The organism is Bacillus sp. P4_D3, from assembly GCF_056401855.1.
Map to the genome: position 1 here is coordinate 23531 of NZ_JBFUIN010000002.1, position 21384 is coordinate 44914.

At 34.8% G+C, this 21384-nt stretch carries 24 protein-coding genes, 2 pseudogenes and 1 riboswitch; of the genes and pseudogenes, 9 read left to right on the top strand and 17 right to left on the bottom strand.

Annotated features, from left to right (window positions below):
* The first annotated feature begins 95 nt into the window (after nt 1-95).
* A complete protein-coding gene (gene cydA, locus AC1DTM_RS00585) occupies nt 96-1445 on the top strand; it encodes a cytochrome ubiquinol oxidase subunit I (protein ID WP_016106456.1) in 1350 nt (449 codons plus the stop codon).
* The gene (gene cydB / locus AC1DTM_RS00590; protein ID WP_199715452.1) at nt 1435-2463 is read left to right on the top strand and encodes a cytochrome d ubiquinol oxidase subunit II; all 1029 of its coding nucleotides are present in this window, start codon (nt 1435-1437) and stop codon (nt 2461-2463) included. The genes cydA and cydB overlap by 11 nt, the downstream gene beginning before the upstream one ends.
* A 169-nt stretch (nt 2464-2632) precedes the next feature.
* On the opposite strand, the gene AC1DTM_RS00595 is transcribed toward cydB, so the two are convergent.
* Nucleotides 2633-2866, bottom strand: a complete 234-nt coding sequence (locus tag AC1DTM_RS00595; protein ID WP_002015747.1) for a spore germination protein — start codon at nt 2864-2866, stop codon at nt 2633-2635.
* Between the two features lie 713 nt (nt 2867-3579).
* Here AC1DTM_RS00595 and AC1DTM_RS00600 point away from each other — a divergent pair.
* Together AC1DTM_RS00600 and AC1DTM_RS00605 are read left to right on the top strand one after the other, a co-directional pair.
* Nucleotides 3580-4614 (top strand): YdcF family protein, encoded by a 1035-nt coding sequence (locus AC1DTM_RS00600; protein ID WP_078173918.1) that lies wholly within the window; start codon nt 3580-3582, stop codon nt 4612-4614.
* Between the two features lie 187 nt (nt 4615-4801).
* A complete protein-coding gene (locus AC1DTM_RS00605) occupies nt 4802-5674 on the top strand; it encodes a YitT family protein (protein WP_016106459.1) in 873 nt (290 codons plus the stop codon).
* Between the two features lie 119 nt (nt 5675-5793).
* On the opposite strand, the gene AC1DTM_RS00610 is transcribed toward AC1DTM_RS00605, so the two are convergent.
* The 5 genes from AC1DTM_RS00610 to AC1DTM_RS00630 all read right to left on the bottom strand — a co-directional run bounded on the left by AC1DTM_RS00610 (nt 5794) and on the right by AC1DTM_RS00630 (nt 8621).
* Nucleotides 5794-5982 (bottom strand): hypothetical protein, encoded by a 189-nt coding sequence (locus AC1DTM_RS00610; protein WP_082187254.1) that lies wholly within the window; start codon nt 5980-5982, stop codon nt 5794-5796.
* A gap of 128 nt (nt 5983-6110) precedes the next feature.
* Entirely contained in the window at nt 6111-6929 is an 819-nt protein-coding gene (locus AC1DTM_RS00615; RefSeq protein ID WP_016106460.1) for a DUF4247 domain-containing protein, read from the bottom strand.
* Between the two features lie 13 nt (nt 6930-6942).
* Nucleotides 6943-7449 carry a DUF4178 domain-containing protein gene (locus AC1DTM_RS00620; protein WP_000051748.1) on the bottom strand — a complete coding sequence of 169 codons (507 nt, stop codon included), beginning with the start codon at nt 7447-7449 and terminating at the stop codon, nt 6943-6945.
* A gap of 21 nt (nt 7450-7470) precedes the next feature.
* Nucleotides 7471-7875: a DUF350 domain-containing protein gene (locus tag AC1DTM_RS00625; RefSeq protein WP_000220084.1), complete on the bottom strand. Its 405-nt coding sequence runs from the start codon at nt 7873-7875 to the stop codon at nt 7471-7473.
* Between the two features lie 80 nt (nt 7876-7955).
* On the bottom strand, nt 7956-8621 hold the full coding sequence (locus AC1DTM_RS00630; RefSeq protein ID WP_002015754.1) for a PspA/IM30 family protein: 666 nt from the start codon (nt 8619-8621) through the stop codon (nt 7956-7958).
* 412 nt (nt 8622-9033) lie between these two features.
* Here AC1DTM_RS00630 and AC1DTM_RS00635 point away from each other — a divergent pair, with 412 nt between their 5' ends.
* The gene (locus AC1DTM_RS00635) at nt 9034-9609 is read left to right on the top strand and encodes a lipoprotein BA_5634 family protein (RefSeq protein WP_088099604.1); all 576 of its coding nucleotides are present in this window, start codon (nt 9034-9036) and stop codon (nt 9607-9609) included.
* A gap of 35 nt (nt 9610-9644) precedes the next feature.
* On the opposite strand, the gene AC1DTM_RS00640 is transcribed toward AC1DTM_RS00635, so the two are convergent.
* The 3 genes from AC1DTM_RS00640 to AC1DTM_RS00650 are packed head-to-tail and all read right to left on the bottom strand — an operon-like array spanning nt 9645 to nt 12041.
* Nucleotides 9645-9812, bottom strand: coding sequence for a FeoB-associated Cys-rich membrane protein (locus tag AC1DTM_RS00640; protein WP_000989601.1), 168 nt, complete (start codon nt 9810-9812; stop codon nt 9645-9647).
* A gap of 16 nt (nt 9813-9828) precedes the next feature.
* Nucleotides 9829-11817 (bottom strand): ferrous iron transport protein B, encoded by a 1989-nt coding sequence (gene feoB / locus AC1DTM_RS00645; protein WP_002160102.1) that lies wholly within the window; start codon nt 11815-11817, stop codon nt 9829-9831.
* Nucleotides 11814-12041, bottom strand: coding sequence for a FeoA family protein (locus AC1DTM_RS00650; protein WP_000060510.1), 228 nt, complete (start codon nt 12039-12041; stop codon nt 11814-11816). The genes feoB and AC1DTM_RS00650 overlap by 4 nt, the downstream gene beginning before the upstream one ends.
* A gap of 194 nt (nt 12042-12235) precedes the next feature.
* A riboswitch (TPP riboswitch) is annotated at nt 12236-12337 on the top strand.
* Between the two features lie 85 nt (nt 12338-12422).
* Here AC1DTM_RS00650 and thiT point away from each other — a divergent pair.
* On the top strand, nt 12423-13082 hold the full coding sequence (thiT, locus tag AC1DTM_RS00655; RefSeq protein WP_131232047.1) for an energy-coupled thiamine transporter ThiT: 660 nt from the start codon (nt 12423-12425) through the stop codon (nt 13080-13082).
* Nucleotides 13083-13289: 207 nt separating this feature from the next.
* Here the strand turns inward: thiT and AC1DTM_RS00660 are convergent, their stop codons facing one another.
* From AC1DTM_RS00660 to AC1DTM_RS00685, 6 genes are all read right to left on the bottom strand, one after another.
* The gene (locus tag AC1DTM_RS00660; RefSeq protein ID WP_476999953.1) at nt 13290-15164 is read right to left on the bottom strand and encodes a sensor histidine kinase; all 1875 of its coding nucleotides are present in this window, start codon (nt 15162-15164) and stop codon (nt 13290-13292) included.
* A complete protein-coding gene (locus tag AC1DTM_RS00665; protein ID WP_199715454.1) occupies nt 15161-15850 on the bottom strand; it encodes a response regulator transcription factor in 690 nt (229 codons plus the stop codon). The genes AC1DTM_RS00660 and AC1DTM_RS00665 overlap by 4 nt, the downstream gene beginning before the upstream one ends.
* A gap of 39 nt (nt 15851-15889) precedes the next feature.
* Entirely contained in the window at nt 15890-16510 is a 621-nt protein-coding gene (locus tag AC1DTM_RS00670; RefSeq protein WP_078173912.1) for a class D sortase, read from the bottom strand.
* Between the two features lie 89 nt (nt 16511-16599).
* Nucleotides 16600-17046 (bottom strand): LPXTG cell wall anchor domain-containing protein, encoded by a 447-nt coding sequence (locus AC1DTM_RS00675; RefSeq protein WP_476999954.1) that lies wholly within the window; start codon nt 17044-17046, stop codon nt 16600-16602.
* 177 nt (nt 17047-17223) lie between these two features.
* On the bottom strand, nt 17224-17556 hold the full coding sequence (locus tag AC1DTM_RS00680; protein ID WP_016106468.1) for a hypothetical protein: 333 nt from the start codon (nt 17554-17556) through the stop codon (nt 17224-17226).
* 185 nt (nt 17557-17741) lie between these two features.
* Nucleotides 17742-17957, bottom strand: a complete 216-nt coding sequence (locus AC1DTM_RS00685; protein ID WP_000976189.1) for a hypothetical protein — start codon at nt 17955-17957, stop codon at nt 17742-17744.
* Nucleotides 17958-18118: 161 nt separating this feature from the next.
* Here AC1DTM_RS00685 and hpt point away from each other — a divergent pair, with 161 nt between their 5' ends.
* The 3 genes from hpt (at nt 18119) to AC1DTM_RS00700 (ending at nt 20113) form a co-directional block, all read left to right on the top strand.
* Nucleotides 18119-18646, top strand: coding sequence for a hypoxanthine phosphoribosyltransferase (hpt, locus tag AC1DTM_RS00690; protein WP_000687586.1), 528 nt, complete (start codon nt 18119-18121; stop codon nt 18644-18646).
* Nucleotides 18647-18881: 235 nt separating this feature from the next.
* Nucleotides 18882-19784 (top strand): diacylglycerol/lipid kinase family protein, encoded by a 903-nt coding sequence (locus AC1DTM_RS00695; RefSeq protein ID WP_476999955.1) that lies wholly within the window; start codon nt 18882-18884, stop codon nt 19782-19784.
* Between the two features lie 149 nt (nt 19785-19933).
* Nucleotides 19934-20113: a cold-inducible protein YdjO-related protein gene (locus tag AC1DTM_RS00700; protein WP_002067775.1), complete on the top strand. Its 180-nt coding sequence runs from the start codon at nt 19934-19936 to the stop codon at nt 20111-20113.
* Nucleotides 20114-20341: 228 nt separating this feature from the next.
* Here the strand turns inward: AC1DTM_RS00700 and AC1DTM_RS00705 are convergent.
* Both AC1DTM_RS00705 and AC1DTM_RS00710 read right to left on the bottom strand, forming a co-directional pair.
* A pseudogene (locus tag AC1DTM_RS00705) lies at nt 20342-21259 on the bottom strand (ABC-2 family transporter permease); the annotation flags it as partial.
* Nucleotides 21255-21362 (bottom strand): annotated as a pseudogene (locus AC1DTM_RS00710) (DNA-binding response regulator); the annotation flags it as partial. The pseudogenes AC1DTM_RS00710 and AC1DTM_RS00705, both read right to left, overlap by 5 nt.
* Nucleotides 21363-21384: the final 22 nt, after the last annotated feature.

Consider the following 21384-nt stretch of genomic DNA (forward strand, 5'->3'; position numbering starts at 1 on the left):
TATACACACAGCTTTGTAACAACTCTCACATACCTTACTCCTATTTTCACTATAAACTGATTGTAGATAATGTAAAAAAGGAGTGAATATTTATTATGTCCGACGTTCTGTTACTGAGTCGTTTTCAATTTGCAATTACTATTTTTTATCACTTTTTATTTGTACCTTTGACAATCGGACTTGTTATTTTAGTAGCATGTATGGAAACTCAATACGCCCGCACATTGAATCCAACATACCGCAAAATGGCAAATTTCTGGGGTAAATTATTTACAATTAACTTCGTAATGGGGATTATAACCGGGATTACGATGGAGTTCCAATTTGGAACAAACTGGTCTGAGTACTCCAAATATATGGGAGATATTTTCGGATCACCTCTTGCAATCGAAGCACTTGTTGCCTTTTTCTTAGAATCTACTTTCATGGGAATATGGTTATTCGGTAAAGACAAAATCTCACCAAAGTTCCGTGCTTTCTGTATGTGGATGGTTGCACTTGGAACAAATATTTCTGCCCTTTGGATTATTACAGCAAACGGCTTTATGCAAAATCCTGTTGGCTATGTAATACGTAATGGCCGCGCTGAATTAAATGACTTCTGGGCTCTTGTTACAAATCCATATGCATGGAATATGTTCTTCCATACTGTAATTGGTTGTTATATTGTCGGTGCTTTCTTCGTTATGGCAATTAGTGCATATCACTTACTACGTAAAAATGAAGTGGAATTCTTCAAAAAATCATTTAAGTTTGGTTTAATGTTAGGGTTATTCGCAGCAACTATTACACCTTTTATGGGACATCAATCCGGTGTATCAGCAGCTAAGTATCAACCAGCAAAAGGAGCTGCAATGGAAGCTGTTTGGGAAACTGGAAAAGGACAAGGCTTCTCAATCATTCAAATTCCTGATGTGAAAAACGAAAAGAACTTTGAATTCCTTACTATTCCAAAACTCGGAAGTTTCTTCTATACAAACTCATTTGATGGAGAAATTGTTGGTTTAAAAGATATTCCGAAAGAAGATCGTCCAAACGTTAACCTCGTGTACTATAGCTTCCGCTTAATGGTGGCACTTGGCATGTTCTTTATGGCATTAACTTGGTTCGGTTTCTATTTAAACCGAAAAGGAAAACTAGAAAACTCAAAACGTTATTTAAAAATTACAATGTGGTCTGTCTTACTTCCTTATATTGCAATTAACGCTGGTTGGATTGTTGCTGAAGTAGGTCGTCAACCGTGGACAGTTTATAAACTAATGCGTACAGCAGAATCTGTGTCACCTATATCAGTTCCACAAATTTGGTTCTCATTAATTAGTTTAATATTGTTCTACACTTTACTCTTAATTGCAGACGTATACTTAATGCTGAAGTTCGCGAAAAAAGGACCAGCTGCATTAGAAGAACCTGCTACTGAAGGAGGTACAGCTCATGTCTCATGATATGCTTGCAGTCATCTGGTTCGGTTTATGGGGCGTAATTTGGACAGTTTACTTCATTCTTGATGGCTACGCACTCGGTAACGGGATGATTTTCCCATTCGTTGCGAAAGACCGACAAGAACGAAATCAATTACAAGAAGCTATTGGTCCGTTCTGGGGTGGTAATGAAGTATGGTTAATTACAGCTGGTGGCGCAACATTTGCTGCCTTCCCAATCACATATGCAAATATGTTTAGTTACCTGTATACACCACTATTTTTAGTATTATTTGCCCTATTCGCTCGTGCCGCTGGACTTGAATTTATGCATAAAGACGATTCACCAATTTGGCAAAAAACTTGTAAATGGGCATTTACAATTGGTAGTTTCCTAATCGCCTTCTTATTCGGTGTTACATTCGCTAACCTGTATTACGGGCTGCAAATCGGAAAAAACGGTTATGAAGGAAATTTACTTAGCTTATTAAACCATTATGGTATTTTAGGTGGTCTTTTCTTCACTACTATATTCGTCGTATCTGGTGCCCTTTGGATTATGATTAAAACAACTGGCGAAGTATCTGATCGTGCTTATAAAATCGCAAGACCATTTTCAATGGCAGCTGCTATCATTTTAGCTATCTTCTATGTCGCAACTGCAAATCGTACAAATTTATTCCAAAACTTCACGGAATATCCTGTACTATTCATTCTTCCAGTACTTGCAATGTTAATGAGTGTACTCGCACTTATTATGGTGTACAAACATAAAATTGGCCTTGCATTCACATTCGTTTGCTTAACAATCGCAATGTTTATGACAACTGGCTTTGCAGGTATGTTCCCAAGAATGTTACCATCACGTATTAACGACGCATACAGTACAACGTTATATAACGCAGCCGGTAGTGAATTAAACTTGAAAATTATGTTCTTCGTTGCAATCGTCATGGTACCAATCGTTATTGGATATCAGCTTTGGAGCTACAGCATATTTAAAAATAAAATTCATAAAGACTCTGCTAAAGGGTATCACTAAAATGAAAAAGACACTTCGAGCGAAGTGTCTTTTTTCTTATACGTATGATTTCCGATGCGATGTTACATTTCTAATCTAACAACTATGATAAAGAAGTATCACTAACAGCTCACAGCTAAATTATATCACAGGGCAAACACATCACTTTATGCAATTTTACATATAAAAATTATAACGTAGATTGAATTACTTGGTCATACACATCGTTATCCGTTACATCTGCCGTACTAATACCACTGAATGTCCTCACATTTAATCCGGTATTTGAAGATCCCGATCCATTATAAGCTTTCGTTTTTTCAATTGGATGTACGTTATATTTATCACCTAAGTTAATTGTACCGTTACAGTTTTCAATAATAACACCTTCAACAATAGCTGGCATTTTGTCACCTACTTTCATTTCGTTACTTTCAGTGTATGAAAAATGCCTATAAAAATAGCTTATTTATATGAGAAAAAGCACTCAGAAGAGTGCTTTTTCTCATACCATGAATAGCTAGTTTGGAGACAGTTGACTTCTTCAAAATTTTATTAGGGGTAATATTTTGAAAAAGAAAGCCTTTCATATGTAGCTTAACACCGCTGGAATATATAGTAAATTGATAATCTTTATACGGAAGATTGCTAATGTTTAGTATAGATATTTTCCACTATATCAACAGTGATAACTATCTACACTAAACAACAAAAAGGCGCCTTTTAAAAAGACGCCCTTTCCCCTGTTTATATACAGCCCATCCCACTTTTCGTAAACACACACTAGAAAACAGAATCATGAATCGTTACAAGATTGTTAGATACAAAAAGAGTAGAGGCTAATGTTTGTATACAATTCTGCTTTATAGCATGTATCCACAATTTATATTTTAATCCTCTTTCATTAAAAAGGAACAAAATATGCAAAATTACATATTTCAAAGAAAAAGACACTCTACAGAGTGCCCTCTAAACCATTTTACTTTTAATATATCGCTTTGAATACATTTTATCATATTTATCTATATCGTTTATTGAGAAAATTCTAAATCGTTATTTTAATTATTAATAACTTCAAAATCATGTAGTATTAGGGGTGCAATAAAAACATCATAAAAATTGAGGTGTACTATATTTATGTATTTTGGAATTATTCCTCTTATATTGTTTATTATTTTTCTTATCTCTTACTTAAAAGATCCGCGAAAAATAATAAATGGCTTTTTATTTAATGCCTTTTTCTGTTCTTTTCTATTATTTTGTGCAGTCGTCTCGTTTGCATCTGGTAATAACGCTTTACATTTTATCGTTATTATTCCCATGATAGCGCTAATTGTAATGATACCTTTTGCTATAGTCGCTTTAATGTTTGGGCTATTTCTTAATGCGAGAATCTTGATGAAGCGTGAAGGAAGACGCTTTACAAACTCTTTAACTTTAATTGCAGCTTTAGGGATTTTATTCTTTATGCTACTCCCTATCATAAATCCAGCAAGTTTAGTCTCAACACACTTTCAATTTATTTTTGCTGGTATTTCTCTTATAACTATGTATTTCTTTATACATTTATCTAACTTCTTAAGCGCTTATTTTCTATACCAATTCAATAGACCGAGACGTAATCAAGATTTCATCATCGTTCTTGGTAGCGGCTTAATTAATGACAAAGTGCCACCTTTACTTGCAAGTCGTATTAATAAAGCTATCGACTTCTATTGGAAACAAGCAGCTGTGAATACACCACCAACAATTATTTTCTCTGGTGGACAAGGTCCAGATGAAGGGCTTCCTGAAGCAGAAGCGATGCAAAATTATGCGGTTGAAAAAGGAATTCCTCTTGAACATACAGTGCAAGAAAATCGCTCTGTAAACACATATCAAAATATGTCGTTCTCTAAAGAAATTATGGATTCATTAAAACCTGAAGGTAAGTATAAAAGTATCTTTACAACGAATAATTTCCATCTTTTCCGCGCCGGTATATATGCAAAACAAGCCAGTCTGAATAGCCAAGGAATCGGATCAAAAACAGCATTTTATTACTGGCCTAACGCAATGATTCGCGAATATGTTGCAATCGTCGTTATGGGACGTAAACGACATATGAAAGTGTGCGGAACTATTTTAGGATTCTCTTTATTCCTAACAGTAGTTAGTTTTATATTTTCTTAACAACCTCCCATCCTTTGAACGGATGGGATTTTTTATACGAATTCCAAAAATATTTTAATGGTAATATGGTGATAATATTCCCTGCATACATCCATTAAAGGAGAATTTTTTCAAATAAAATGTTAGAATGAACTTTAGATGTGAATTATGTAACAAATACGAAACTAGTTTGAAACGAGGAAATTATATGGAGAGAATTATGAAAAACAAACCCAATAAGCTAAAAATCGCTTTTAAAGCTTTGATGATTATTATTGGGGCATTTATCACAGCGTACGGATTAGAAGCTGTATTAATTCCAAATAACGTATCCGACGGTGGTGTAACTGGTTTAAGTATCGTTAGTTCAAGATTATTCGGATTACCATTAGGTCTTCTAATCGCAGTCGTTAACATCCCTTTCGTTTGGTTAGGATATAAACAAATCGGTAAAAGCTTTGCACTTTATTCTATTATCGGGATTGCTTCACTAGCAGTAGGTACCGTTCTCATGCACGGAGTACCAACAATTATTGAGGGCGATACACTTTTAATTACTGTTGTTGGTGGTATTATTATCGGTTTTGGTATGGGACTAGCATTACGTAATGGCGGGGCATTAGATGGAATCGATATGCTAGCCGTATTACTTTCTAGAAAGTTACCATTTGGAACAAGTGATCTTATCTTATTCTTAAATATGTTTGTCTTTATTTTTGTCTCAACAGTATTTGGTCTTCAAGGAGCTATCCTTTCGGCGATTGCTTACTTTATCGCTTCTAAAGTAATTCATATTGTTGAAGTTGGTTTAAGTGGTTCTAAAACGTTTAAAATCATTACAAAAGAACCTGAATTAATAGTAGAAACAATTCGTGATCGTTTAGGTCGAAGTGCAACATACAATGAAGTTTATGGTGGGTATTCAAGAGAGAAATTTAAAGAAATCTCTTGTGTAATTAACCGTTTAGAAGAAAGTAAAATGAAAGAACTTATTCATGAAATTGATCCAAATGCCTTTATTACAGTGTATGACGTAGCAGAAGTAAAAGGCGGTAATTTCAAGAAGCATGATATTCATTAATCGTTATGAAAAACGAGGCTGTGCCAACATTTGGGCACAGCCTCTTCTTATTATTAAGTTACTACCGTTGTCAGTTTTTGTCGGTAAGTCGATATATTYCAAAAATCGCTGATATAATTTTACTCCCCCCATCTTCCTCCGCTTTTAATCCATGCTACGTATTTTTGAAAGGCAGTCACTTCATCTTGAAAGCGCAGCGGAATATATAGAAATAGAGTACATGTACATAGTATCCATACAATACCTACTACAAAGTGAAATTTCATCGTTGTACTAATAAACAAACCGAGGAATAATACGAGGAACATAATCAAACTAAATCATTTATACATAGTCATACTACCCCCTCCTTATCCCTTAATTGTACCAGCTACAAGAAATTAATTTCCATAATAAAAAAAGACCGAAAAGCAAATTCCACTTCTCGGTCTCTCTACTATCTTCTCTTCGAAATTTTCCCTGAACCGCCAACCCTTGTTTTCGGGGGAGACGTATTCTTTGGTGGCGTTTTAATAGATGATTTCGGCTTCACATCAGATCCGCTCGAGCCACCTGGATTTTTCGTGATTGTTCCTTTGCTTCCGGTAGAAGGCGGAGGCGTCGTTTTACTTCCTTTTTCCGTAATACTCCCTTTATCACCTACAGATGATTTCGGATCTACATTATCGCCTCGCTTAATAATAGATCCTTTCCCTTCCTTCGTAATTGGAGGTGGGGTTTTCTTTTCTTCTTTCGTAGGTGGTCTTTCCGGGATAACCGGTTTATGATTTTGTCTGTCGTTATATCCGCGATAATCACCGTATGATGATTTTCGTGAACCGAATATATCGTTTAATATACTCCCCATAATATATCCTTGTAAGAAGGATGGTTGGTAATTTTGACGGACAAATTCTTCATTACTTATTTCAATTAACGTATCGGATGGTTTCTCTTTATCCTTTTGCAAATTATACATTTTATCAGAATAAACGAGGAACATTTGATTTTCGTCTTCTTTAGATGCTTGCTTCGGTTTCCTTTCGGCTATAAGTTCCTTTGCGACTTCAGGAACTGACCGATTGGCAGCCCTATACACGTAAGATTCTTGTTTACCATCCTTTGCGACAGACTCTAGCGGATAACGATCCTGAATTGACTTCGCCTGACCACTTTGACAGCCCGATAAAGCATAGCCGGCAATAACAAGTAATGTAACGATAGCAAGTATAGGGATCACGAACGATTTAATCATGGTAAACAATCGGTTTGACATGATTACGCCCCCCTTATGTTGCTCTTATGATTTGTACATCAGCAGGAATAATTGCTTCTCCCTCATACATCATTGTGCGACCATTTTGCCATTCAACACGTAATAATTTGCGGTTGTCAGACTGGAATTCCCATACATACTGTTCTTCTGAAGCAGCGAATGGCGTTTTCCCCATAACAACAACACGTCCATTATATTGTTCTTCCATATGATACTCTATATCATCCATTTCAATCGTCGTCGGAATTTCATCAATTGAATCTAAACGACCATCAATCGGTGTATACAATTTGTAATACGTATTTTCACGGTCTTCAATTTTTAAATAACGAATATCTTTCCCGTCCTGTAAAGTTAAAACAATTTCCTTGCGAGAATGCATGCTCGTTTTCCCAGTTAATTCGTACATGACTAACGACACTTCAATCATATCTCCAGGAGCTAACGTTAAGAGACTCTTTTCTGGTTTCGGCGGCTCTGGGCTCTTCATTATATTTTTAATACGTTTAAATAAGCTCACAATCTACCCCTCCTTTTCTCTTTATAAACAAGCACCTAAAATAAGTGCACCAACGATATGTAATGAACCAGCTAACATCGCATGTGCTACGCTGCCTTCTTTCGTTCCTTCTTCTAAATCTAAACCAGACATTTTCTTTAACACAAACTCAATGAACATTTCTACAACTAATAAAATAACGAAAGAAACTGCTGAGGCAAGAAGCGCCTGCCATAAATCATTTGCTTTCGTAATCGATTGTGACAAAATGTATCCTTGAGCGAATAATTTCATAACGAAACGTGTTGTCACTGCTGTGTTTCCATTTTTTATTTCTTTTAAATCATTGTATTTTGTAAAAATCGAATCAACCCACATAATTGCAAATAAAAGTACCGCACTCGCTCCAGTCCATACAAGCATAGCTAAAACATTCATCCACGTCATTACAAAACCTCCTCTAAAATAGTAATAGAAAACCGACATGAATCCTCTTCAGACATGTCGGTTTCTTTGTCTATTCTATATTATTTCTCGTACTGCTTCATAATACGAGCTAATTCATCGTCAACAACAGAATTTTTGTTTAAGCTTGCAAATTCATCATCTAACGACTTTTCTTTCTTGTAAATTTCACCGCTTGCTTCTGCTTCAGCCTCTAATTGAAGTGCTTTCTCTTCCATACGGCTTAAACCAGCTTTTGCTGAATTTGAATCGAATCCAGACATCGCCTGATTAATATTCTTTTGTGCTTTCGCTGCATTTACACGCGCTACAAGTGTTTCACGTTTATTTTTCAGCTCTGTTAATTGCTTACGCATTTCTTCTAGCTTAAGGCGAAGATTATCAGCAGCAGCTTTGTTTTGTTCATAGCTTGCTTTATACTCATTCATCTTTTGCTCTGCATTTTGTTTTTCTTCTAGAGCACGGCGCGCAAGATCTAAGTTGCTAGCTTGAACAGCCATATGTGCTTGCTCTTCACGTTTTTTCACAAGTGCTTCTTGCTCTTCAAATAATATTTTGAATTTCTTCTCAAGTGCGATTTGAGCTGCTACACTTTTCTCAGCTTCTTGTACATCCGCTTGCATATCGCGTAAATATTGATCCGTCATCTTAACTGGATCTTCAGCTTTTTCAATTAATGAATACACATTCGACATTGTTAAATCTCTTAATCGTTTAAATACAGACATCCAAATTCCTCCTATGATATACCTCATATTTCAAATTCACTACTTGGAAAATTAAAAATCTCCCTTTTCAGTAAGAATATTCATTTTTACAACCTATGTGTTTATTATAACAAAACTAAGATGTCCTTACATGTTATTTCCAAAATACAGCCAATATAATATGACATTCCAGATATAATATTGTATTCCTACTATATCCTTATTATTTCTGTCTCCAAAATCAACTTATATTTGCGCGATTTCACTAAATTRCATAATTGTAATGTTACTGTAAGCTAACTCGATAGTTACGTTTCAACATTTCTTATACACTAATACCAGAAGCAACGGAATAACAAAAAAGCTTCTCATAATGTAAGGACTAATACAGAAACTGTATTTACTATAAAACATATAAAAAGGAGAAATCATCATGAAAAAATTAGTAGGAATCGGGTTAGCAGCAGCAATTTCATTCGGAGCATTATCAGGTTGTTCTTTATTAGGAGAAAAAGCAAACGGTATCGTTGCTTACGGTAGTGACCAACAAGTGAATTCAATTATTGATAAAAATAGATCTGACATAAAAGAAAAGAACACATACAAAATGAAACTTGCGACATTAGAAGGTAAAAAAGTACTTGTAATGGATAAGAAAACTGGTGAAGAGTTAGTGAAGAAAGAACTACTTAAGAAAGTAGAAAAAGACGATGCAAAAGCAATTGATAAATTACCAGCAGTAACAGTCGAACAAGGTGTATTATTTGCGAAAGAAAAAGTAGAAAACGCCGAAATTAATGGTAAAAAATTGAAATATGAAGGTAATACAATTATCGGTGATGGTCGTTCTTATACAGATATGTTTGCAATCGTCGATGATGCTGCATATGGAAAAGTAACAGGAGAAGAAAAATCTGTCGGTGTATTAAAAATGAATAAAGATCCTAAAAAAGAAATGGCTGATCATAGAAAAGCAGCAGAAGAAGCTCAATTAGTTAAAATTAAATAATAAAAAAAGCTTTGCGAAATTCGCAAAGCTTTTTTCTATTTATGGGCAATTTGCTCCATATCCGGACTACAAGTTTGTGACTGACATGACTTACTTAAAGAGCATGCTGCGCATTTTCCTTTTTTACTTCTCTTTACAAAATTAACTAACGTATATGCTGCATAACCAAAAATGATAGCTCCAATTATAATATTGACCATCATTGCAATACATCTCCTTCTAGAATCCGAGTAAGGATCCAACTTGGTATATAATGAGCGTTAATACATAAGCAACAACGAGCGGATAAACGACAGAGAAAACTGTCCATTTCATCGATCCTGTTTCACGTTTAATAACAGCTACTGTCGCTAAGCACGGAACATATAATAAAATAAAGAACATAAATGCATAGGCTGATAGCGCCGTATAATGTGCTCCCATTACATTTCCTAGCACATCTTCTTTAACCGCATAAATAATTGCCATTGTAGAAACGACAACTTCTTTCGCTAAAAATCCTGTTAAAAGGGATGCTGCAGCTTGCCACGTTCCAAAGCCGAGCGGTGCAAATAGTGGTGCGATAAATCCACCAATCATTGCTAAGTAACTGTCTCCCATATCAACACCAAATCCTGATGGACCTGCATAGTTTAATAACCAAATGACAACAGAACCACCGAAGATGAATGTACCTGCTTTACGAACAAATCCTTTACCTTTCTCCCACGTGCTCAGCCATAACGTTTTCGCTTGCGGCACACGGTAAGGTGGTAGTTCAATGACAAAAATAGATTTTTCCGCTTTTAAAATAGTAAGAGACATAATTTTTGTAACAAGTAACGCAAGAACAATACCTGCAATGTATAAAGAGAACACAACAGTTGCCTGACTATTAGGGAAGAACACTCCCGCAAATAATGCATATACAGGTAAACGTGCTGAACAAGACATAAATGGTGTTACAAGAACTGTAAGTAAACGTTCTTTTTCTTGTTCAATCGTTCTCGCTGCCATAATACCTGGAACGTTACATCCAAAGCCGATAATCATCGGAATGAACGCTTTTCCGTTTAAACCGAAAAACTCCATAATTCTATCCATAACAACTGCAATTCGTGCCATATATCCTGAGTCTTCTAATAATGAAATGAAGAAGAATAGTGCAAAGATTTGTGGAACGAATACTAATACCGCACCAACGCCAGCAATAATACCTTCTGTAACGAGTGCTTGAATAAAATCAGAAGCGCCAACACTTGTGAGCCCAGCTGTAACCCAATCAGTAAGTTGTCCTCCAAAAAATCCATCAAGCATATCCGATAAAGGTGTACCAATCCACGTAAACGTAACCTGAAAAATAAAAAACATAACTGCTAAAAAGATTGGAAGTCCTAAAATTTTATGTGTAATTAACCTATCGATTTTTTCCGAAAAAGGAATTTTTCCTTCTTTCTCATGCTGCATAACATTTGTTTTTAACTTTTCAATATACGCTTCACGAGTCTTGTAAATGTGCTCCTCCAACGTACAATCAAGTTTTCCATCTAAACGAGATCGAATGGCTATAAGTTCCTTATAAATTGGTAGTGCTTTCATTTCTTTTTCTACTACTTCGTTATTGCTTAGAAATTGTAGGGCTAACCATCTCGGATGCTCATAATTCGCTGTCTCTAAAAGAGCGATTATCTCTCCAATTCCTTCATCCATTTGTACACCATATGAAATAATGAATGGCTTTTTCTCTTTTTGTTTCTCTTCATGCAGAGTAGTAAGTAATTCTTCACAGCCTTTTCCGGTTCTTGCGATGACAGGAACGACTGTTACACCTAATATTTCTGATAACCGTTTTACATTAATCACAATTCCTCTTTGCTTTGCCACATCAACCATATTTAAACCAATTGAAACGGGCTTACCAAATTCAAGTAATTGCAATGTTAAATGCATATTCCGCTCAAATTGAGAAGAATCCACTATATTTAACATATGATGAAATTCGTCTGTTAGTAGAAAATTCGTAACGACACCTTCATCACGTGAAACTGGATTCAAATCATAGACGCCTGGTAAATCAATTAATGTTCCTTGCTTATCTTTTAATTTACCAACCTTCTTTTCTACTGTTACACCGCTCCAGTTTCCTACATACTCATAAGAACCAGTCAGTGCATTAAATAATGATGTTTTCCCTGTATTCGGATTCCCTAGCAAAGCAACCTTATTCACGCTAATTCCACCTTTATCATTTTCGCGTCACAATGACGAATACTAATTAACTGCCCACGACACTCCAATGTACAAGGACCTTTAAACATCGCTTTCTGTTTTATGCGAAGTTCGCTTCCTTCCGCAAGACCAAAAGCAGCTAGTCTACGCTTTAATAACTGATCTAACGACTGAATACTTTTTACTAACACTTTCTCACCAATTTTAATATCTACTAAGCTCATAACCTTCCCCCTCAGAAGAGAATGATAATTATTTTCAAAAAAATTATATCATACTCTATTTCACTTGGACTATATCTTTTTGCTTCATATTTATTAACATTTCGATACAATTATATTTCAATAATTGTCATACACGGTATATTTGCCATTCTCATCCATTTCAATTACAATAAACAATAACAAATAAAGAATCTCGTTATCGCAGGGGGAGCCTTACCGCTGAGAGGGAACATTTCGTTCCGACCCTTTGAACCTGTTAGTTAATGCTAACGCAGGGATTGTGCAAACGTCCGAAATACATACCTCTTTTTTATTTACGTATTTCGTATCCTCCTATGATAATGTTCTTTTTTGTGCAACTTGGATTTAGGGGGAAACAACATGCGTAACACCAATTTACAAGCGATGATCGAATCTGCTATTCTTGCAGCCTTCGCCTTGATTATCGACATTTTACCATTATCAATTAAACTTCCAACAGGCGGTTCCATCTCATTTGCTATGATTCCTATTTTTATTATTGCATACCGCTGGGGCTTCAAAATGGCTTCCTTAGGAGGCTTAATTTGGGGACTTTTACAAATCGTCGTAGGTAATGCCTACATTTTAACGCCAGTTCAAGCATTCATTGAGTACTTCATTGCCTTTTCCTTTATCGGCTTTGCTGGTTTATTCTATCGTCCAATTCAAAAAGCACTTGCCTCAGACAACAGTGATGCAAAGCATTCAAGTTTTGGTAGTCGCAAAGATAAACCAAAACAAAACAAAGGAAAAAAAGCACTCGTTTACATTATCCTTGCCACATTTGTCGGCAGCTTTGCACGTTATTTCTGTCACTTTATTGCTGGTATTATTTTCTTTGGTCAATATGCACCTAAAGGACAATCAGCTGTCTTATATTCATTAATTGTAAACGGCAGTACAATGATCGGTTCTTTCATACTATGTACTGTATTACTAATTCTTTTATTTACAACTTCACCACGCTTATTCAAAAGCATCGGTGCTTATCAAATGAATACAAAAAAGAAGGGCGCTTAATTAGCGCTCTTTTTTCATATCGTAATATCAATAATAAATACAATAAATGCACAAAAGAAAATAAATACCATCACACCTAGTAAATTGCTATTCACGGCTAATCTACTCCTTACATAATCTCTTTTTCTAACCAGATTATATCGCTTAAAAATAAAGATTAAGTAAAGATAATATGAAATTAAATTAAAAAAGCGTAGATTGTATTATCTACGCTTTTTTCGGTAAATAGAAGTAAAATAACACACCATCTTCGGTATTCTTTACCCCATATTCAGCATTGTGCAGTTCTAAAATATTCTTTGAAATTGCAAGGCCAAGCCCTGTTCCACCTTGTGAACGTTTCCGTGCCGCATCCACGCGATAAAAACGATCCCAAATTTTATCTAATTGTTCTTCTTCAATGTGGGCACCTTTATTTTCTATACACACTTTTATATGATTCTTCTCGTCTATTGCGGAAATAATAATATCCTCTTTGTTCGGTGTATAACGTATCGCATTCGTAATGAAGTTCACAATTACTTGTGCAATTCTATTTTGATTCCCAACCACTTCAGCTGGACATATATGTTTGTGCACACTCAATTCTTTTTTCTCTATCTCCGATGAAAGCTGTTCACATATTTCTTCAATTACTCCATCGATATAGAAAGAATCCATCTTCATGTTGTATGTGCCAGACTCAAATTTAGCTAATTCAAGCATATCCAAAATTAGTATATCCATCTTGTCTACTTCTTTTTCMATCGCCTGAAAATAGTAGTCTTTCTTATGTTCAGCTACCCCATCTTTTAAAATAGAAATACAGCTTTTCATAATACTCAGCGGTGTTTTTAATTCATGTGAAACACCTGAAATAAATTCTTTTCTCGTGTTTTCTAACTTTCTTTCTTTTTCAATATCTTGTTCTAACTGTCCAATATGTGAATGTAGTTTATTAGATAGTGTATTAATATTTTGCGATAAATCACCAATTTCATCTTTTGAAGTAATCGGGATTTTTTCTGTAAAGTCTAAATGTGCTATTTTCTTCGTTGTATCATTTATTTTTAATAACGGTTTTGCAATTTGTTTTGAATAATAGAAAGAAGCTAGAAAAATAAGAATGACTACAAACGCAATAATGTAAATGTAATAATCTTGTACCATTTGTACAGCCTCATCTACAGGTTGTAAAGAAGCCATCGCGTATATGTATGTCACCGATCCATCTTTTTCTTTTATTGGTTTGATTAATAATTTATATTTTATATCATTCTTTTCATAGTCCATTGTTTGTGTTGCATATTGTATTTGATTGCTTTCTTTTAGTAATAAATCAGCTTGAAATTCTTTTATATTATCCAAAAATAAATTGTTTTTATAAATTGGGTTTACAGGTCCTTTTACATTAGGGAACTGTACCTTCGTAATTTTCCCTGATATATTAAAATCTGAATTTTGAGCCGCCCTCTTCTTTTCCTCATCACTCATAATTCCAGCAAATTTTTTTCTTTCCACAGTGATAGAATCTTGAGCAACCTTTGGTTTTTCCTCGCTCATCTTAGGTTCTTTTTCAGCTAACTTCTTACCTAATGGTTTATGAAACCAACTCAAATTCACCTCATCTATCTTTAAATAAGATGTGATGAAACTATCGTCTCTTTTTAGTCCATCGAAATAAACTGGTCGTCCTTCCAAATCAGGTAGTGTTCCACCTTCAATCTCATCTATATTCATGAGATAGTACAAAGGAATGATAATTGTTTTTTGTCCCACTCGCTTCTCTTCTCGTCGATCTAAAGTAATTTCAAAATAAAAATCATCTGCGTGCTTTAAATTCCCATTATGATCTAACGTCGTAATCCAAGTATTATTTTCTCTTAAAAAATCTTGCTCCAGTTTCTGAACTTCCTCCGAACTCCTCGCATAATTTAAGTAACTCTTTTCAAAAGAATCTAAATTCACTTTAATATCTTCCACTTTTCGATTCGCATAATATTGCTTGAAAAATATCGTTTGTCCAATAAATATCGTCGCTAAAATCAACATGCATAAAGCTGTTGTAAGGGTAAATAATTTAAGTACAATCCCTTTTCTCATACATTCCCCTCAAACTTATAACCAGTTCGCACTACAGTTGTAATGTACTTTGCTTTCTCACCTAATTTATTTCGTAAATTACGAATATGGCTATTAACAGTGCGATCATCTCCAGCAAATTCATATCCCCAAATTCTTGAAATTAATTGCTCTCGTGTTAGAACAATTCCTTGGTTTTTCATAAAATACACTAATATTTCAAACTCTGTATGTGTTAAAGCAATACTTTCTCCATCAACAGTAACAGTACGCGATGGGAAGTGAACATAAATTCCATGAATACATAGTGTGTCATCTTCACTATTTGGAGACTCTTTCAAAGCTTTTCTACTTTCCAATAATCGTTTCGCTCTCGCTAATAAAATTGGCGGGCTATACGGCTTCGTCACATAATCATCTGCTCCAAGTTCAAACCCAAGTAACGTATCATCTTCATCTACGCGTGCTGTCAGCATAATAATTGGTACTTGGGACGTCTTACGAATCCTTCGGCAAACAGACCATCCATCTAGTTCCGGCAACATAATATCGAGTATAACTAAATCAACCTCTTCTTCCTCAAACAAGGTTAAAGCTTCTTTCCCGTCTCTCGCTTCAAGCACTTTATATTGTTCACTCAAAAAATAATCCTTTAATATTTCACGTAAAATATCTTCATCTTCAACAATTAAAATCCTTTTTGACATAACTTATGTATCCCCCTCCCACTTTCAGAAACTACAATTTTATTTTGAATAACTACCAGTTAACTTCGCCTCGATAATATATCTATCTGGTGCATCTCCTATATAATCAAACGGATAGCAAGTCGTCAGTGTTAATATTGGTTCTTCTTTTTTTATAATAACAGTACGATCATCCGCATGGGTAATCCATGTCTTTTGAATTTCATATGTGTAAGTTTTATTATCATACTCTAAAATAAGAGTATCCTTTTCTTTTAACTCTCCTAAATCTGTAAATACAGTATCTCGATGCCCACTGAGTACAGTATGTCCTCCTCCAGATGGAGTTGTCGTTAAATCGCTAACAAACATACCAACTCCTTTTTTCAAAGTTGCATCATTCGCTCCCCAATATATAGAAAACTTCTTCTTTATTTTCGGTATATTTAACATCGCTACCTTTTCTCCTTCTTTATGTTGTGTTTGAGAAGAAGGTACTTGGGACGTTACTGGTGTTTCATATGAAAGTTGATTATCTTGTATATTTTTAAGGCTCTTTATTTCTTCTTTCGTTAATTCTTGAGCAGAGCTTTTTCCTTTATACCATTCCACAGCGTAATACGATCCCATGAATAGCCCTATGGCCATCAATATGATACCGATATAATTGAGTAACTTCACGTTCCATCCCTCCATGCAAAAAATGGTAGGAATAACCTACCATTTTTAATATATGAAATTATCCCGTTCTTTATAGGAAAATATTTTATTTATGCCTTAACTTTATTACGACGATTCAAACCAAATAATGTCCCTATCCCTAAAAGACATGCGCTTAGCGCCATCATTGCTACATTATTTGATGCTGTGTTTGGTAATTTTTCACCTTGTACAGCTTGCTTCGCTACTTCTTTTTTAGCCACATCACYTTTTTCTTGTACTTGTGCTGCTCCCTTTTTCTCTACTTCGTTCTTTTGTTGCGCTTTTATTGCTTCTTCTTTTTTAGCCAYATCACYTTTTTCTTGTACTTGTGCTGCTTGCTTTTTCTCTACATCATTTTTTTGCTGTTCCTGAATTGCTGCTTCCTWTTTAGCTACATCTGACTGTACTTGCGCTGCTTCTTCCTTTGTCAGTGTTCCAGTTGAAGCACTCGCTACCGAAGAATAACCTACTGTTAAAAGTGCCATTGCACAAATTGGTAATAGTTTCTTTTTCATTTTCATTCTCTCCTCTTATACGTTTTACATCACGTCGCATCGGATGTATCACTAGAATAAACAATAGATATAAATATAAGATGCAGATGAAATATATTTCATTTAAAGATTTCATTGTAGAAAAATAAAAAAACATCGCAATATATACGATGTTTTTTCGGGTGTGTGTCTCGATATTTATTTGTTACTTTCGCGTGATTGAGAAGTAGAAAGGGCCGGAGTGATAACTAATTGTCTCGGCTCAGTTTTCTTGAAGTGATTTTTGACGTTACACTTACGACATTGAACGACCCATGCTTTAATAGGATTTGTTAAAATAATTTTTTGCCTGTCGTTAGGGGCCTCTTCTTCCAATTTACAACTATCGCTCCACTTACTCCATTTCATTGTAAATTTAGAAGAAGAATGATCGTCTTCTCGATCAAACATCTGCAAAAAATCCATTTCTCCAGCTAGCATTACGGTGTTACTAGTTGCTAAAAAAGAAAAGGTCGTCCAATGTTTCTCCATGCCCTCCTACTCCTTTTTCACATATAGAGTGCCTAAAACTTACTTTACCTAAAATATGCTTGCCTTTTACCTTACACTTATAGTTTATCCAAAACACTACTATGCAACTATCGATTTGTCTTACAAATCACCTTACATTTTTGTAAGAAACGAAAAAACCTTCACTCTATATACGTGAAGGTTTCTCATTTCTTATCTATAGAATCTTTCATATCATCAAGTCCAGCCTCTTGCAGCTGCGACATCATACCGTGGGATATTGCGCCTAATACTAAAGTCATTCCAATTAGTGAAATGCGAATTGCAGGTACATCAATTATGTAAGCCAACATACCAAGAACAATTGTTAAAAGCAATGCTTTTATAAATGTTACACTTGTATACTGTTTCTTTTTCATCATAATCACCCTTTATGGAAGCGTTTTCTTAATGTAATCAGTATATCATATCATCTGATTATTTTGTGGGGGTTTCTGTAAAAACCTTATATCTTCTTTGACTTTTTTCTTTCTATCCTTTACAGTCGAAATGTTCACAAGTTTTACACTGTAGGAGGATTCAAATGAAAATTGAAATAAAAGACACTTTAATTTCTGAAGAACAATTACAAGAAAAAGTAAAAGAACTAGCTCTTCAAATCGAACGTGATTTTGAAGGAGAAGAAATCGTAGTAATCGCTGTATTAAAAGGATCTTTCGTATTCGCTGCTGATTTAATTCGTCATATTAAAAACGAAGTAACAATCGACTTTATCTCTGCATCTAGCTACGGAAATCAAACAGAAACAACTGGAAAAGTAAAACTATTAAAAGATATCGATGTAAACATTACTGGAAAAAACGTAATTGTCGTAGAAGACATTATCGATTCTGGTTTAACACTTCACTTCTTAAAAGATCACTTCTTTATGCATAAACCAAAAGCATTGAAATTCTGTACGTTACTTGATAAACCTGAACGCCGTAAAGTGGACTTAAAAGCTGAATATGTTGGCTTCCAAATTCCAGACGAATTTATCGTTGGCTACGGTATTGACTGCGCAGAAAAATATCGTAACTTACCATTTATCGCTTCAGTTGTAACGGAATAATATAAAAAAATAAAGTGAAACTTTAATCAGTGGGGGTTTTGTCTATCCCCCACTGATTATTAGTTGAACCAATCGGGCTTTTACGGGCAGTTGATCTCCCACCTAACTTCCTCGTATTCGTCGAAATTTGAGGTGGGAGTCTTACTGCCCGTTAATGCGGGGTAAACTTCCATCAATTATTGATGGAAGTTTATTTTCTATCACGATTCGTAAAAGACAAAGGGAGAGAATAAAAATGACAAAGACAAAATTTGAAAAAGTACTCCTCATCGTAAATCCAAAAGCTGGACAAGGCGATTTACATACAAACTTAACGAAAATCGTACCACCACTTGCCGCAGCTTTTCCTGACTTACATATCCTTCATACGAAGCAACAAGGTGATGCAACAAAATATTGTCAGGAGTTTGCTAGTAAAGTAGATTTAATTATCGTCTTTGGTGGTGACGGAACTGTATTTGAATGCACAAATGGCTTAGCCCCTCTTGAAATTAGACCTACACTTGCAATCATTCCAGGCGGAACTTGCAACGACTTCTCTCRCACACTTGGTGTTCCGCAAAATATTGCAGAAGCAGCAAAACTCATTACAAAAGGACATGTAAAACCAATCGATGTCGCAAAAGCAAATGGACAACACTTCTTAAACTTCTGGGGTATTGGACTCGTCTCTGAAGTATCAAACAATATTGATGCAGAAGAGAAAGCAAAGCTTGGTAAAATCGGTTACTATTTAAGCACCATTCGAACTGTAAAAAACGCTGAACCATTCCCAGTAAAAATCACTTACGACGGACAAGTATATGAAGACGAAGCTGTACTTGTTATGGTTGGAAACGGCGAATATCTTGGTGGTATTCCTTCCTTTATTCCGAACGTAAAATGCGATGACGGAACACTTGATATTTTCGTCGTAAAATCAACAGGCATCCAGGCGTTTAAAGATTACATCGGAAAGAAACTATTTGAGGACACAAATACAAATGATATCTTCCATGTAAAAGCGAAATCCATTCATATTGAAACAGAAGAAGAAAAAGAAGTAGATACAGATGGAGAAAGTTCGCTTCATACACCATGCCATATTGAATTGTTACAAGGGCACTTTACGATGATTTATAATCCTGCGTTTGTATAATCACTATTTCACTATAACTTTAATAATTACTAAACTTCGCATTTTTCAAAAAAATATAGTATGATGAATAAATAAAAGGTTGTTAACAAAAACGTTAACAACCTTTTTTGTTTTTTCTAAAAAACTTTTCAATTTAAAGGAGCGATCACATGTATTGGAGAAAAAATGATAAACCTGTAGAAGAACCAGAAGCAATTGCTGTGTGGGAATGCGAAGCAGACGACTGCCTTGGATGGATGCGTAAAAACTTTTCTTTAGAAGATAAGCCACAATGTCCGTTGTGTAAAGGTGACATGAAAAGCAGCGAACGATTACTACAGAAGTTATAATACCTTTCCCTCTTTATCTTTTATATACTGAAAAGATAGAGGATTTTATTTCTCCTTATCTACAGTACAAGTTGCTTCCTAATTATAAATAATGAAAGAAGCAGCTATTACATAGAATAGCTGCTTCTTTCAATCTATAACTTCTTCATCGCTATAAATTCCATATAAATTCCATATAATATTCCCCTAAATTTATCTCTATTCATCATCCCCCTTACTCACTACATACTACACTTCTTTCGGAAGAACAATTTTTTTATACAATTGAACTGTAATGAAATAATAAAACACATAAATGACTAAGAAAATAATAATCGGCAGCCAAATACGGAAATATGGATTATCTATTAAGAACGAGAACATGCTCATTCCGATTAATACGTGCATTATACCTACGATCGCTGGGAACAAGAAAACTAAAAGTAACTCTTTATAAATTGATTTCGTTAATAGCTCATAACGCACACCAATTTTACGAAGCATTTGATAGCGAATAATATCTTTTGAAGCACCAGAAAGAATTTTAAACATTAAACAGCTTGCCAGCATCGCTAAGAAAGCTATGCCTAAGAAAAACCCCATAAATACTGTTCCACTGTAAGTACTGTAATATCCTTCATACAGCATATATTTACTCAAAAGATGTACGTCTTTCATATCTTTATATCTAGCTAACTCTAATTCATCGATTTTTTTCCATTCTTCTTTATACGTTATAAAATTGTCCGTTTTCCCCAGTATTATAATTTCTTCTTTACCTTGTATCCCGTCATACATCTTTTGATCTACAATTTGTATCTTTTGACTAGGATTCATATATGTCTTTTGAAGAGACCTTAAAACATTTCCCCACTCTTCTGGAATTACATTGGTATTATCCTCATTTTTTTCTTGCCTATGGCTTAAAACGGCTCCGACAATTAGCTCCCTCGAAACAGGAACGAATCGGCTACTATTCTCGTCTTTTCCAGTAGGTGTTAGCGGACGGTTTCTTTCTAAATCTTCTTTCAATTGATAAATAAACTGCTCATCTACTTTGTATCGATATTCATTCTTTTCTTTAAATGTAATACTATCTAATATTTTCTTTTCTTCTGCTGTGGGATTTTTAATTTCGACATCATAGTATTCTGCACTCTCCACCATCTCCAGCTTGTAATACTTCGTAACCTTCATTCTTCAAATAGATGGCGATAAGTTTTCTAATTTCCTTCTCATCGTCCACGATAAGTATCGTTCCTTTACTCACAAAATCTCCTCCAGCATCATTT